The sequence below is a fragment of the Streptomyces sp. NPDC001750 genome (assembly GCF_042892615.1).
Taxonomy (GTDB): domain Bacteria; phylum Actinomycetota; class Actinomycetes; order Streptomycetales; family Streptomycetaceae; genus Streptomyces.
Window position 1 is genome coordinate 1 of sequence record NZ_JBIAUE010000023.1, and the last position, 13,813, is coordinate 13,813.

The 13,813-nt window shown below is 70.5% G+C and carries 10 protein-coding genes and 1 pseudogene; 8 read left to right on the forward strand and 3 right to left on the reverse strand.

Annotated features, from left to right (window positions below; translation table 11 throughout):
• Positions 1-206: 206 nt before the first annotated feature.
• A pseudogene (locus tag ACFYY6_RS29035) lies at positions 207-635 on the reverse strand (aminotransferase class I/II-fold pyridoxal phosphate-dependent enzyme); the annotation flags it as partial.
• A gap of 33 nt (positions 636-668) precedes the next feature.
• Between ACFYY6_RS29035 and ACFYY6_RS29040 the strand changes: the two are divergent.
• From ACFYY6_RS29040 to ACFYY6_RS29075, 8 genes are all read left to right on the forward strand, one after another.
• Positions 669-2,117, forward strand: a complete 1,449-nt coding sequence (locus ACFYY6_RS29040; RefSeq protein ID WP_389196405.1) for a recombinase family protein — start codon at positions 669-671, stop codon at positions 2,115-2,117.
• An 802-nt stretch (positions 2,118-2,919) separates the two neighbouring features.
• Positions 2,920-3,762 carry a helix-turn-helix domain-containing protein gene (locus ACFYY6_RS29045; protein ID WP_389196407.1) on the forward strand — a complete coding sequence of 281 codons (843 nt, stop codon included), beginning with the start codon at positions 2,920-2,922 and terminating at the stop codon, positions 3,760-3,762.
• Positions 3,763-3,767: 5 nt separating this feature from the next.
• Positions 3,768-4,457, forward strand: a complete 690-nt coding sequence (locus tag ACFYY6_RS29050) for a hypothetical protein (protein WP_389196409.1) — start codon at positions 3,768-3,770, stop codon at positions 4,455-4,457.
• Positions 4,454-5,794 (forward strand): hypothetical protein, encoded by a 1,341-nt coding sequence (locus ACFYY6_RS29055; RefSeq protein ID WP_389196411.1) that lies wholly within the window; start codon positions 4,454-4,456, stop codon positions 5,792-5,794. Before ACFYY6_RS29050 ends, ACFYY6_RS29055 begins: the two co-directional genes overlap by 4 nt.
• A 55-nt stretch (positions 5,795-5,849) precedes the next feature.
• The gene (locus tag ACFYY6_RS29060) at positions 5,850-6,485 is read left to right on the forward strand and encodes a MobC family plasmid mobilization relaxosome protein (protein ID WP_389196413.1); all 636 of its coding nucleotides are present in this window, start codon (positions 5,850-5,852) and stop codon (positions 6,483-6,485) included.
• Positions 6,485-8,188: a relaxase/mobilization nuclease domain-containing protein gene (locus tag ACFYY6_RS29065; protein WP_389196415.1), complete on the forward strand. Its 1,704-nt coding sequence runs from the start codon at positions 6,485-6,487 to the stop codon at positions 8,186-8,188. The genes ACFYY6_RS29060 and ACFYY6_RS29065 overlap by 1 nt, the downstream gene beginning before the upstream one ends.
• Positions 8,189-10,094: 1,906 nt before the next feature.
• Positions 10,095-10,802 (forward strand): nucleotidyltransferase domain-containing protein, encoded by a 708-nt coding sequence (locus ACFYY6_RS29070; protein WP_389196417.1) that lies wholly within the window; start codon positions 10,095-10,097, stop codon positions 10,800-10,802.
• Between the two features lie 137 nt (positions 10,803-10,939).
• Entirely contained in the window at positions 10,940-11,797 is an 858-nt protein-coding gene (locus ACFYY6_RS29075; protein ID WP_389196483.1) for a hypothetical protein, read from the forward strand.
• On the opposite strand, the gene ACFYY6_RS29080 is transcribed toward ACFYY6_RS29075, so the two are convergent.
• Together ACFYY6_RS29080 and ACFYY6_RS29085 are read right to left on the reverse strand one after the other, a co-directional pair.
• Positions 11,785-12,639: an aldo/keto reductase gene (locus ACFYY6_RS29080; RefSeq protein WP_389196419.1), complete on the reverse strand. Its 855-nt coding sequence runs from the start codon at positions 12,637-12,639 to the stop codon at positions 11,785-11,787. The two genes, ACFYY6_RS29075 and ACFYY6_RS29080, sit on opposite strands and share 13 nt — an antisense overlap.
• A complete protein-coding gene (locus tag ACFYY6_RS29085; RefSeq protein WP_389196421.1) occupies positions 12,573-13,769 on the reverse strand; it encodes a JmjC domain-containing protein in 1,197 nt (398 codons plus the stop codon). Before ACFYY6_RS29085 ends, ACFYY6_RS29080 begins: the two co-directional genes overlap by 67 nt.
• Positions 13,770-13,813: the final 44 nt, after the last annotated feature.

Below are 13,813 nucleotides of genomic sequence, written 5' to 3' on the forward strand. Positions count from 1 at the left end.
CGGCGGGGCCCGGCGCGGGCACCCCCGTCCGGGCCCCCCGGCCCCCGCCCCCCCCCCCCGCCCCCCCCCCGGGGGCGGGGGGGGCGGGGGGGGGGGGGGGGCCGGCCGGCCCCCCCCCCCGCCCGCGCCGCGTTCGCCCGGCTCATCGGCAGGACGGCCGGCCGTTCCCGGGACAATGAGCCGCCCTCGGGCCGGCCGCTCGTTCCTCAGGACGCCAGTCGCTTGAGGCGGTCCACCGCCTCGTGCAGGACTTCCGTCCGCTTGCAGAAGGCGAACCTCACGAACGGCGCGCCCTGCTCGCGGTGGTCGTAGAAGACCGCGTTCGGGATGGCGACGACGCCGCACCGCTCGGGCAGCGCCCGGCAGAAGGCGAAGCCGTCGCTCTCGCCGAGGGGGCGGATGTCGGTGGTGACGAAGTACGTGCCGGCCGGTCGGTAGACCTCGAAACCGGCCTCGGCGAGCCCGCCGCTCAGCAGGTCCCGTTTGGCCCGCAGGTCGGCGCGCAGCTCGTCGTGGTAGCTGTCGGGCAGGCGCAGCGCCTCGGCGACCGCGTACTGGAGCGGGCCCGCGGACACATAGGTCAGGAACTGCTTCGACGAGCGGACGGCGGCCACCAGCCCGGGGCTCGCGGTGACCTCAGGCGACACCTCGTTCATACACTCATTCGCGTGTCGCGCAACAAGCCCACCAGGGGCAACTCCAGCACCACCGTCGCCGGTGAGCCGGCGGCGATCTACTGCCGCATATCCCAGGCGGACGATGACGACCAGACGGGCGTCGACCGCCAGGAGCGCATCTGCCGCGAGATCGCCGAACGACGCGGCCTCGTCATCGACCCCGCCCATGTCTTCGTGGACAACAGCCGCTCCGCCTGGAGCCGCAAGCGGAAGCGGCCCGGCTGGGACCGCCTGCTGGAGGAGGCCCGGAATCGTGGCTTCCGGCACATCATCGCCTACCACCCCGACCGGCTCATGCGTCAGCCCCGGGACCTGGAGGAGCTGCTCCAGGTCTCCGACGACCACGCGATCACCCTCCACGGCGAGGCGAACCGGCGGGACCTCGCCGACCCCGACGACCGCTTCATCCTCCGCATCGAGGTCGCGCACGCCTGCCGTTCCTCGGACGACACCTCGCGGCGGCTGAAGTCCGCGATGCAGGACCGGGCGCGGGAGGGCAAGCCGCAGGGCGGCGTGAGGCGGTTCGGCTACACCAAGGACGGGATGACGATCGTCGAGGAGGAGGCCGGGATCGTCCGGGAGGTGTTCGACCGCTACCTGAAGGGGGAGGGTGCGGCGCCCATCGCGAAGGACCTACACAGCAGGGGCATCCGCACGGCCAGCGGCAAGGCATGGAACAGCGGTACCGTCCGCGCTCTGCTCGACTCTCGGCACGTCGCCGGAATCCGCATGCACCAGGGCGAGGAGGCTGGCCCCGGTGCCTGGCCCGCGATCATCGACGCGGGCGTGTGGGCGGAGGTGCGGACGCGCCGCGAGTACCGGTCGGCGGTGCACCGGGAGACGCTGAGCAAGCCCGCGCAGCGCTACTACCTGCTGCGCGGCCTGGTGATGTGCGGTCGGTGCGGGACGCTGATGTCCGGTACGGCCAAGGGCACCGGGCCGGTCTACCAGTGCAACCGTCGGGGCCGGAACGACGACAAGAAGTGCACCCGGTCGATCATGGCCGAGACGCTGGAGGACTTCGTCGTGGACGCCGCGGTCGAGCTGCTCGGCAAGCTGCGGGTGGACGGCCGGCTCGCCAGCAGCAACCTCTCCGAGAGCGTGACTGAGGAGCTGGAGGACGACCAGCGGCAGCTCGGCGAACTGAACCAGATGTGGACCGCGAAGGAGATCTCCACGGCGGAGTACCGCAAGATGCGCAAGGAGATCACCGACCGCATCGCCAAGGCACAGCGCAAGGTCGTCGTCCGGCCGATGGTGCTCCTCGACGGCCTCACGGGCGCGAGGGCAAGGGCCGCCTGGGACGCCGAGGAGATGACGGATGAGCGGCGCAACGCGGTGTTGCGGTTCCTGTTCTCCGGGGTCGTGATCGACGAGCCGAAGAAGTTCGGCCGGTACATGGACTGGGACCGGATCAGCATCGAGCAGAACCCGCTGTAGCGGGTCGGAGCCGGCGTAATCCGTCCTGCTGGCTGAGGCGATAAACAGCGAAATATAGCCGACGATCGCCGGTCAGCCCAACCGGCGATTTTCCGGACCATGGACGTCCCCAGCCCACCCGCCTGCCCTCGCCACACGCAGGCGGGCCGCCGACCGAAAGCCGCCGGAGGACGTTCATGCCCCACCGCCAGACCGAACCGCCTTCACCCAGCCCGTTATCGCCCCCGAGGGAGCCCGCGCCCTCTGCCAGAAGGTGGACTCGGCGAGGGACGCCGCTCTCCAGCGCGTATGCGCGGGGTTCACGACGACGATCAGCCCACAGAGCGCCGCGAGGCTCGTGGACCTGCTCTCCACCACGACCTACGTCCAGGCAGCCTGACCGAAGCCGGAGGAACTGCCCTGCCCGTCGGCGGGTCCGAGGACGGCCGGCACATGGCTGACACCAGCTCGCGGGGCGGTCTGACAGTCGCCATCGACCGGAGTCAGCTCACCGGCCTACGGCTTCCGAAACGCCACCCAGGACGCGTTCGCCGTGAGCTGTGCGGTTTCTCGGCCGAGCGCTGGATCTTCGCCCGTGGGTGTGGCTGTCTTGGTGCTGCGCCCGGAGCGCCGGCCCGCGGGAACAGAACCCCAGCGCGCCAGGGCCAAGGAATCACCTACGGCCAGGTTCCATCGCACCCGCGCCCTCGCGGCCCTCACCGACACGTCGTCCGGCCCGGGGACCGAGCCCCACTCCCACCCATGTGCACCGCCCGAAAGGGCCCGTCGCACCCGCCTGCCCTGATCAAGGAGCCGCCACCCGATGAGTTACGACGCCCGCGAATGGGTGTGGGACCACAGCAGCAGCAAGGGCACCGCCCGCATGGTCCTCGCCCTGATCGCCGACCGGTGCCGCGATCGCCGCTGCATCGCGTACGCGTCCCTGCCCACCCTCATGAAGCGCGCGAACGCCTCCCGTACGGCCGTGCGCGACGCCCTCACGAAGCTGATCGCCAGCGGTGAGCTGGTACAGCTCGCGGGCCGCAAGGGGCCGCGCGGAGAGACGTACTACCACCTCCCGGTCGCCGCCTCCTTCCTCGCTGACAAAGCAGAGGAGGGGGACCGGAATTCGGCCCCTCAGGGGGATCGGATTCCGACCCTGGAAGGACCGGAATCCGACTCCGCCGACGCCCTCGCAGGGGGGCCGGATAACGGCCAGGGGGACCGGATCGCGACCCCTGGGGGGATCGGATTCCGGCCCTCAGGGGGCACGGATTCCGACCCCCAGAACGGTAGTGAACCGAAGGTGAACGGTAAGAGCAGCAGCTCTGCCTCCTTCATCACCGCCGCCCAATGGGAGCTCGACGACGCCACCCGGGCCTGGCTACGGCACCACGGGCACCTCACCCGACTCGGCGAGCACGGCCTGCGGGTGGCCGACGAGAAGTGGCGCTCCTACCGGGCGACGGGCACGCCCCGCTCCGCCGCCGCGTGGGGTGCCGACTGGCGCACATGGATCGCCCGAGAACACACCCCCACCCCGGAACGACCGCACCTGCGCGCCCTGCCCGGCGGCTCCGCCCTGCCCGCGGGTGGCATGGCCCGCGCCGAAGCCCACACCGCCGCTCTCCTCGCCGCCCTCGACGAACCGACAGGAACGGAGTAACCCCCATGGAACGCCGCGAAGTTGCCGCCGTCCTCGCCTACATCGGACGCCTGGACCCCCGCACGATCCGTACCGACCCGGGCGAGGCCCGCGACCAGCTCGCCCAGTGGCACGAACTGCTCCACGACGTACCCTTCGCCACGGAGCACGGCTGGGACGTCCGCGAGGCGATACGGGCGCACGTCCTCGACTCGCCCTACCCGATCCTCCCCGTGGACGTCGCCCGCGAGTGGCGCACGTACCGCCGCGACCGCCTCGGCCGGCACACCGACCCCACCCCAACCGCCGATCCGGACGACCCGGCCGCGTGGCGGGCCGAACTGCTCGGCACCCGGCAGGCCGTGGCCACCGGAACGGCCGCGCCCTCGACGCACCGGCAACTCACCAGCGGTGGCCCGTACCCCGACGTGGAGGCCCGCCTACGCGCCATCGGATCGTGCGTCCCGCCGACAACCCGCACCGCGCTTGCCCCCTACCGGCCGGTCCGTGCCGCACGCGAGGCCGCCGTCGCCGCAGGGCTCCCGGACGCCCTCGGTGTCCAGTGCCAGTGGTGCCATGCCGGCGAGGGCGAACCCTGCCGCAGCCGACGCGTGGGCCCCGACGGCCGCTCCCGAGGCAACGCGCCCCGCGCCACGCCCCACCCGACGCGCCTCGACCTCGCCGCCGCGGAACTCACCCGGCAGGGAGCCGCATGACCTTCCCCAACTTCCTGGCCCTCTCCGCCTCCTCCCTCGAACCCTCGCCCCTGCTCGCGATCGCCACGGCGTTGCTCGCCGCCACCGCGCTGCCGGCCGCATGGCTCATCCGGCGAAACCGGACCCATACCGGTGGCAGGCGGCCCGGTACTCCCGCGGTCAAGGTCGCCGCCCTGGCAGCAGTCGGCTGCACCGCCTACAGCGCCGACACGAGCTGGCGCTTCGCCGCCGACTACCTGGACATGGGCAGCACCGTCGAGCGCGCCTTCATGTTCGCCACAGCCGAGCTGGCCCTGTTCGCCACTGCGCTGATGGCACGCCAGAACCTCAACGGGCCCGCACGCGCGCCGGGCCTGCCCGGCATCCTGGTGTGGCTGATCACCGGAGTGCAGATCATCCCCGCCTACGCCGAGTTCGGAGTCGTCGGCGGCACCGTGCGCGCCTTCGTCGGGACGGTCATGGCCGCGTTGCTGTGGCACCTGGCCATGGGCATCGAACTGCGCCACCGCACACCCCAGGCCGCCTCGCGCGGCCTGGCCGCCATCCTGGTCCGGCAGACGCGCGAACGGCTGCTGGCCCGGTTTGGCATCGCCGACCAGGACGCGGACGCCGCCCGGCTCATCCGCGAGCGCGCCCTGAGCGACGCCGTCACCCTGATCCTCCGCGCCGAAGCGATGACCGACCGACAACGCGGCACGCTGCGGGGCCAGCGCCTGTCCCATCGCCTGCACGAGGCGCTGGAGCGGGCCGACGTCGACGGAGACCCGCTTCAGGACGAGTTGCTGCTGCGCAAGCTCGCCACCCGCAAGCAAGCGCTCGACCTCGCCTCCATCACGCTGCCCCCGCGCTGGCACGCCCCAGCCTCGAACGCCGCCGGCGGTTCCGGGCAGACACGCGCGCGAGCCAGCTCTATGAAGCGGGCAAAGGCGGCGGGCGCTTCGTCCGCTTCGGATTCGGGCGACGAAAACGCTCACCGGGCAGCCCGCCCGCGATCCGCCCGCCCGGAACCGGACAACCGTCCCCGCCCGAGTACGAAGCGCCCGCAACGCCCCACCCCCGCACTCGCCAGCCCGGGACCGGTATCGGGCGACGGACCCGGAGCTGATCCGGGCAAGGCCACGAAGCTGAAGCAGCCAGGCCGAAAGCCCGAATTGCCGTGGGACGCCCTCGTCGCATACGCCCATCGCGTCCATCTGGAGACCGGGCGCCTCTCACGCGACCGCCTGGAAGACGCAGTGCGCGCCGACGGCCACAGCATCGCCAGCGACCGCGCCGCCGAGGTCACCCGCGCTGTCAAGGCCGAGCTGAAGACCGCTCGCGCCAGCCATCCCCACTGAGAGGCCCCCGGCCGCCCGCCCCTCTCGTCACCCACTCACTTCGAGAAAGGCTCTGATGCACGAGCACCTCACCCCCGCGACCACCGACCAGCAGCAGGAACGCCCCACCCCAGACCACCGCGCAGCAAGGTATGGCGTTGGACCGTCCAAGGGCCGGTCCAACGCGAACACCTCCGCCCCGGGGGTGGCGAAGGCACTCGGACACCGGGGGGTGCCCGAGGAGGAGACCGAGCAGTCGCCCGCCGCCTCCACCGACGAAGTCACACTGCGTCGTATCGCCCGCCGCCGTACCCGCGAAGAGGTCCAGCGCAAAGAGCGTGTCGACGTCCGCTACAGCGTCGACGAGAAGACCCGGATCCTCACCCGCGCCGGCGAGATGGGCATCGCCGGCGCCCACCTCGTCGGCGCCGTGATCATGGCGTACCTCGACGGCGATCTCACCGTGGGCCTGGCCGGGCAGCGCACCCAGCTCGATGACTGCCTCGACAAGCTCGACGCCCTGCGGACCGAGGTCGCCCGCATCGGCAACAACGTCAACCAGATCGCCCACCGCCTCAACGCCGGTGGCGATCCACACCTTGTGGACACCGCCGTCCTCGCCCAGACCGAGCGCACGCTGGACACCGTCCGCGCCGCCATCGGCGACATCGCGCAGGCCATGAACCACGCCGTCTCCGCGAAGGCTTCCTGATGATCGCCAAGATCGGCAGCGGCAAGAGCACCGCCGGCCTGATCCGGTACCTGTTCGACACGAAGAAGGCCAAGGACCACACCGACCCGCATCTGGTCGCCTCCTGGGACGGCTTCGCTCCCGACCCCGGCCGCGCCGACGACTTCGACGCCACGAAGAAGCTCCTCGTGGCTGACCTCGACCTGCGGGTCAAGCAGGCCAGGCGGCTGGGCCGTGCGCCCGAGCGGCACGCGTGGCATTGCTCGGTACGTGCCGCTCCCGGCGACCGGCACCTCACCGACGCCGAGTGGGCGGACATCGCGCGCCGGGTTGTGACGGCCACCGGCATCGCACCCGAGAGGGACCCCGACGGGTGCCGGTGGGTCGCCGTACGCCACGCGGACGACCACATCCACATCGCCGCCACCAAGGTGCGAGGCGACCTGCGCACCGCCCGGCACTGGAACGACTACCTGAAGGCCGACAAGGAACTCGCCGCCGTCGAGAAGGAATACGGCCTCCACCAGGTCATGCGAGGTGACCGCACCGCCGCCAAGCGCCCCACCCGCGCCGAGACCGAGAAGGCACACCGCGCCGGCAAGACCAAGACCTCCCGCGAACACCTGCGCACCACTGTCCGCCAACTGGTGGCCATCGCCACCAGCCCCGAGGAGTTCCTTCACCTGCTCGACGGCGTCGAGGGCGTCCTCGTGGACGTCCAGCACTTCCCCTGCGGCGACATACGGGGATACAAAGTCGCCGTCGAAGGCGATACCAACGCCGCCAGCGAGCCCATCTGGTTCTCCGGCGCCAAACTCGCCCCCGACCTGTCCTTCCCCAAAATCCGCGAACGCCTCACCGCCATCGAGGCCCCGCCCGCCGCTGAGGAGAGCAGCCGGCGCCGACCCAACCCCTGGCACCAGGCCACCGCCGCAGCAGAGCGCATCCCCCACCACCTCGACCAGACCGACGACGACGCCTCCCAGGCCCACCTCGCCGCCTTCGGCGAAGCCATCGACGTCCTGCCGCTGCTCGCCCCCAGCCACCTGCGGCCGCAGCTGCAGCAGGCCGCCGCCGCGTTCGAGCGTGCCACCCGCTCCCGCATCCAGGCCGAGCACCACCACGCCCGCGCCCTGCGCGGCGCCGCACGGGCGATGGTGCGCGAGCCCGCCCCCAAGGACGGCGCAGCCCTGGCGATGTTCCTCGACGCCGCGGTCCTCGTCGTCATCGCCGCGGCCCGCTGGCACGAGCTCCGCCACCACGACCAGCAAGTCGCCGCCGCTCAGCAGGCCCTACTCCGCCTCCAGGCCGCCTACGAGCAAGCCGCAGCCGCACCACTGGCCGCCCTCACCCAGCAGCGACCGCCCCAGCAGACCGTGGTCTGGCACATCCGCCATCTACGCCAGGCCGTGCCCGCACACGCGGAGCAGGTCATCGAGGACCCCGCCTTCGACGCTCTCACAGCCACCCTCGCCAAGGCCGAGGCCGCAGGCCATGACCCGGAGCGTCTCCTCCAGCAGGCCGCCGACCAAGGTGCCCTAGACGACGCCCGCCACCCGGCACGGGTTCTGACCTGGCGCATCCAACGCCTCAGCGCAAGGCCGGCACCCAGCGCACGAGCCCGCGCAGCACAGGCCCGGAGCACCACACAGCGCGTGGCCGCACCGGTCCACACAGCCGCAGCCGCCCGGGTCCCGGAGCCGACCCATGCACGGCGGCGCTGATCACGACCGATAAGGCGAGACCAGCAGTCCTGCGCCTCCGCCCGGCGGAGCAGGTCCGCGCCGCCGCCGGTGAGTACGTACGAACCGATCAGGCCGCTCACTCACGTAGCTGCTCCAGGCCCTGGCGGTAGGCGGGATGGGCGGCCTGGGTCTTGTTGAACGCCTTCTCGCAGCTTGCGCCGTGTAGGCAACCAGGCAGCCTTCGCGAACTCTGCTGCGTCGCATTTCGCTGGGATGTGCGGGGTGACCGTGTCGGGGGCCGGCAGTTGCGAGGTGACGGTGGGGTGTCAGGTCTCCCGGTGCCCGCTCAGAACAGTGCTAGGCCCTCGCCGCTGGTGTCCGCGATGACTGGCCGGAAGTGGGCAGGGAGGCCGTCCAAGCGGTCAGGACCGGCCGCGGCGCCACGGCAGGGGCCGTCTCGGCCAACCAGGCACGAAACCGTTCGGCGGCTTCGCGGTAGGGGACTCGCGCCAGGACACGGTGCTCGCCGGAAGGGCAGAAGTCGACGGCGACAGTGAGCAGGCATGAATGGGGCGCGTTCTGACTGCCCGTCCAGGACACGCGCAGGACACCGCAGGGCTTGCGCCCGCGGGGGGCGCGGTGGGTCGGGCGCAGCGATCGGCAGGCTATGTGGGCGGTCCATGCGGCGAGGTGTGGCAGGGGCAGGGTGGTGCGTGCGCGGCAGCCGGGGCAGCGGTGCCAGTGGCGGAGCCAGTCGTCGGTGTTGGTGCGGAAGAGGTGTGTGTAGCGGTTCGCCACGCGGATGTCGTTGCTGTACAGGTGGTCGGGGCGTTCCTGTGTGTTGCAGGACTGGCAGACGGGGCGCGGACGTAGCCGTGTTCGTGGCAGTGGTCGAGCACGGTGGCGGGCGCAGTGCGGCAGACGGCGCACGCCCACCCAGCCACCCTGCGGGAGGTGCCGGGCTTCCTACTGAGCACCGAGTACAGCTGGCCTTCCAACTCCTTGTTGTACGGGCGCAGTGAGGCGGCGGGGCCCTCGGGGCTCGTCGTCTGCCGACCGCCGGCGTCTCGGGCCTGCCGGGGGTGGGAGGGCGGCTCGGTGACGGCTGCGCTTGCCTGGCGGGTCCGCGCGGCTTGCACCCACTGCGTTTCGGCGTGCTCGGCCGCGTCCAGCAGCCTGACCACAGCGCGCGGCAGCCACCACGTGCGCTGCGTCCCGTCGCGGGTCTGCTCCACGAGTATCCGTCGCCAGTCGATCCCCGCCAGATGGTACGGCCGGCCGACTTCACGTCGTGCTGCCCGCTCGGGGCCGCCCAGCTCCTGCAGTTCCCCCGTGATGCGCTGACGCCAACGCAGCGGCGTTTCCTCGTTGCACTCCTGCCTCGGCGCCACACGAAACGGACCGATGCGGACCAGGTCCTGCCGGTCCATCCCCACCGCGCTCAGTTCCGCGGCCGCCCGGCGCACCTCGACCTCCACAACACTCCACTGACCGCCGCTCGCCCTCACCGTCGCCACCACATGGCCGCCGAGCAGGACGTACCCCGCCCGGGCACGGGAAGGAGAGCAGGTGAATGCCCCAGGAGCCGTCGGCACAGCACTGCCGGCCGTCAGATCGACCCACAGAGCGTCCGCGGCACCCAGGGTGATCAGGCCGTTCGTGCGACCGGGCATGACACGCTCCGACATACCGACAGGCTAACGGCCTGCAACGCGGCAACGGGTCCCAAGCGCCTCGGTCAGCCGGGCCGCCGCCCGCAACTCCTTGTTCCTGAGTATCTGGTTCGTCAGCACCTTCCGTGCCGGCAGCCTCACCAGAACGTCAAGAATCGGGCAAGTCGCCCTCGCGCATCAGCGGTCCCCGAGCCCAGACGAATTGAGAAACAGAGTCTTCGCGGTGCGCAAAACCGCGTGCACACGAAGCGCAGGATGCGGATAGTTGCCGCATGGATGCGATTGACGCTGCGCGTGCGGTTGTAGAGAAACGCCACCCTGACGCTCTGGCGGCGTTCTTGGGCGGCAGCGTCGTCACGGACCGCCGTACCGCGACGTCCGACCTCGACATCGTGGTACTGCTCCACGGAGCCCCAGCCCCCTACCGGGAAAGCCTCCAACACAAGAGCTGGCCGGTGGAGTTGTTCGTACACACCGAGGCGAGTTGGCATGCGTTTGTCGAGCGGGAGGTACGGAAGCGCCGGTCACCGCTGCTCTGGATGTGCGCCGACGGACTGCTGCTCTTCGACGCCAGCGGAGTCGGTGCGCGCCTCGCCGCCGAAGCACAGAGGTTGGCTGCCGCAGGCCCACCTACCGTGGCGGCTGAGGAAATCGATGACTACCGCTACGCGATCACCGATCTGCTCGACGATCTCACGGGAAGCACCGACCAGGGTGAGCAGCTGTTCATCGCCACCGAACTGGCCCGGCGCTCCAGTGAATTGGCGCTGGCCATCGGTGGATCCTGGGGCGGAGGCGGGAAGTGGCTGGCACGTCGCCTTGAGGCCACGGCACCGGGACTGACCATGCGCCTGCATCACGCCGTCCGCGAGGTGCTGAACGGCCAGGTCGAGCCTCTCGCCGACGTAGTGGAGGAAGTACTGAAGCAGGCTGGCGGTCGGCTGTGGGTCGGCTACAAGCGCGGCGGCGAAACGCCGTAAGCAGCACGCCACAAATCGTGTTCGCGACCGCAGTCGGGCGCGGAATGACCGGCCTCCGCCGTCTCGCTCAAGAACACTGGCTGCCGTCATCTCGTGCGTCGGGCTACCTCACGCCTCCCACTGCTACGGTCGCGTGTATGACGCTCTCGGTCTCCACGGGTCAGGCTGTTGATCTACGGGTGCAGCCGGTTGATGAGGTTCTTGACCGCGTCGAGCGGTCTCTCCAGGTGCGCTTGCTTCCGGATACGGTGGTGCGCAAGCGTCGGTCTGTGGGCGTCCGGACAGACCGCGATACCTGGGTCCGAGTCGAACGGCGCTTGCTCGACAAGATCACAGATCAGGGGTGGAACGGAACCGAGCGCGCCGCCCGGTTGGAGGGCGTCGCCCTGCCGACATGGCAGGGATGTGTGGTCTGGCGGGACGCGTACGGGCCGGTGATGTGGCGGGCCGACGAAACCGGCCTCCTGCCGGCTGCCCCCGTGGGGAGCGCGGTCTTGAGTGAGGCCCCGGAACTGTCAGATGAGTGGTGGGAAGCGTTGAATGCCTCGCTGGACACGCTGGCGGCTCATCGGACGAGTCGGATCGCCACACCGGACACCGACACCATCACCCAGGAGCTGGTCACCGAGTCCATCCGGGGTGTCTTCCCCGGCGACTTCGACACGACCGTCCAGCGCTGGGTGCCGGCCCACGCGGACATGAACTGGGCCAACGTGACCGCCCCGATGTTCGCCCTCTTCGACTGGGAGGACTGGGGAAACGCACCGCAGGGGCTGGACTCCGCCTCACTGTGGGCGAGCTCTCTTGCCGTCCCCGCTCTGGCCGATCGCGTACGACAGGAGCGTCGGCGCGACTTCGAGAGCCGGGACGGCAAGCTGATGACGCTGTTCGTCTGCTCGAAGATCCTCGGGCCGTACGCGCACCCGGAAGACCCACGGCTGGAGCCCGCACGACGCCTGGCTGATCAGGTCATCGAGGAGCTTCAGGCGCGCTGATCGCGCAGGTGGTCACGAAGGAGTCTTCGGTATTCCTGGATGGCCCGCTCCTCGACCTCGCCGGTCAGGGCATCGACGAGTTCGCCCAGGTGGGCGGGTTCGTCGGTACCCACGGCAACCGAGGCGACCCGTGGAAGGTGATAGGCAGCCAGGAAGGCCGCCTGCACGCGGGAGAGCCGACTGGTGTCCCGTAGGAAGACGCGTGGGTCGATCCTGGCCCACACAGGGTCGCTTGCACTGCCACCGAAGGGACTCATCCCCCACACCGCATCGTCGCCCAGGTCCCATGCCTTGATGAGGGCATCGGCGGCATCGAGCGTTCTGACCCCGACCAGCAGGCCGGCACGGACCATGAGGACCGACGGCCTTGGGGCAGTCGGGTCAATCAGGGTCGGCAGCGCTGACGGGTCCCAGGAAGCGACTCCCCAGTCGCCGCACAGCCCCTTCTCCGCGGCGTCGTGGAGGGTGGAGCACGCCTGCGCGAGCACGTCCCGGCCATGAGGGGCATCACGGAGCGAGTGTTCCGGGTTGTGTAGGAACACCAGGTCAGGCTCTCGCCCGAGGTCCTTGACCGCCTGTTCCACAGCCGCGTGCAGCCGTGCCGGGTCCAGGGAGTGCTCCACGCTGTCCCGCCTCGGGACATAGCCGACCTTCGTGGAGATCCTGAACTTCGGCAGAAGATCGCCGGCCGTCCGAGCCAGGATCCGATGCGAGCGGAAGCCGAGGTAGTTGGTGCTGGTGTCGAGCGCGCGGACACCTCGGTCCAGTGCACCGGTCAGGAGGCGGCGCTCGTGACGAGACCGGTGTAGCCCGAGGACAACTCGGGTGTCAGCACCGCGCACAGCTCCTCCTTCACCAGGATCTCGGCGAGCTCCGTCACTTCGGCCCCGACGGCGGCCGCGGCTCGCTCCAGCGGGACCGGCCTGCCGCTGAGCAGCAGACGCAGTGCGGGCAGGGCCTTGGCCGTGAGGGTGAGCTTCTTCCCGGAAGCCACGACGTGGACGGTCGCCCCGCTTTCCTGGATGCGGGGAGGGAAGTGGGTGGTGCACACCACGGCGTCGAGCGGCCCGAGGATGTCGAGGAACGGCACGTGACGTGGCAGCGCCGTCTCCTGCTCGTACGCGGCCAGGAAGTCTGCTGGGGAGCGCTCACCGACGAGCTGGGCGGCAGCCGTGGCCAGGGCCTCGCCGCCGGTTCCGTGCCAGCGGTCGAGGTCGTGGCGAAAGATCTCGCGCTCGCGGCACCAGTCGGCCAGCCACGCGAGCCAGCTCGCTCCCGTGCGCTTGGTGATGCCGAAGGTGACGTGCAGGCTCTTGCCGGAGCCGCTGCCGGTCCGGGTCGCCTGATGCCAGTGCCCTCGGGGAATGTGCATGACGTCACCGGTCCGCATGATGCCGGACCAGATGATCTCGTCGCTCGGGGTGCTGTTGGGGTCGGCGTCCCGGTACATCGGGACTGCGCGGGAGGTCGCGCGCACCTCCCACTCCTTCTCACCGGCGAGCTGGACGATGACGACATCGTGGTCGTCCCAGTGCAGGGGGAAGCCGGAGGCGTCGTTCGTCGTCAGGTACGCGTTGACCTGGACTCGCTCGCGGGACCACCACTGCAGGGCCCGGCAGGCGACCTCCATCGTCGGGTCGAAGACGTTGGCCTGGTCCATGATCACCGTCGCTCCTTCCCGCAGGAGCCTGCCCAGGCTGCGCATGTTGGCCATGGGGATGCTCTGGCCCCGAGGGCTGACGCTGTCGGTGTAGTAGATGGCCGGGTGAACCTCCTCACCCTTCTGGAAGCACCGGAACTGCGGGCGGTTCAGACTCCTGCGCATCGCGATGTCGAGCAGGCGGTTCGGAGTCATGATGCGGGAGACGAGTGCGGGGTCGTCCATGCTCCCACGTACGAAGCCCTTGCCCAGTTCCTCGGCCCCGTTCCATCCGAGCGCTGTCTCGATGGCGCTGATCAACCGATGTTCCATCGCTGCGTCCTCCATGGGTTCGACCACGTGATTCGGACACAGTG

Excerpts from the sequence above, each read along its gene's own strand:
- ACFYY6_RS29045 (WP_389196407.1), top strand. The coding sequence starts at position 2,920 with ATGAGTTACGACGCCCGCGAATGGGTGTGGGACCACAGCAGCAGCAAG.
- ACFYY6_RS29050 (WP_389196409.1), top strand. The coding sequence starts at position 3,768 with ATGGAACGCCGCGAAGTTGCCGCCGTCCTCGCCTACATCGGACGCCTG.
- ACFYY6_RS29055 (WP_389196411.1), top strand. The coding sequence starts at position 4,454 with ATGACCTTCCCCAACTTCCTGGCCCTCTCCGCCTCCTCCCTCGAACCC.
- ACFYY6_RS29060 (WP_389196413.1), top strand. The coding sequence starts at position 5,850 with ATGCACGAGCACCTCACCCCCGCGACCACCGACCAGCAGCAGGAACGC.
- ACFYY6_RS29065 (WP_389196415.1), top strand. The coding sequence starts at position 6,485 with ATGATCGCCAAGATCGGCAGCGGCAAGAGCACCGCCGGCCTGATCCGG.
- ACFYY6_RS29070 (WP_389196417.1), top strand. The coding sequence starts at position 10,095 with ATGGATGCGATTGACGCTGCGCGTGCGGTTGTAGAGAAACGCCACCCT.
- ACFYY6_RS29075 (WP_389196483.1), top strand. The coding sequence starts at position 10,940 with ATGACGCTCTCGGTCTCCACGGGTCAGGCTGTTGATCTACGGGTGCAG.
- ACFYY6_RS29085 (WP_389196421.1), bottom strand. The coding sequence starts at position 13,769 with ATGGAACATCGGTTGATCAGCGCCATCGAGACAGCGCTCGGATGGAAC.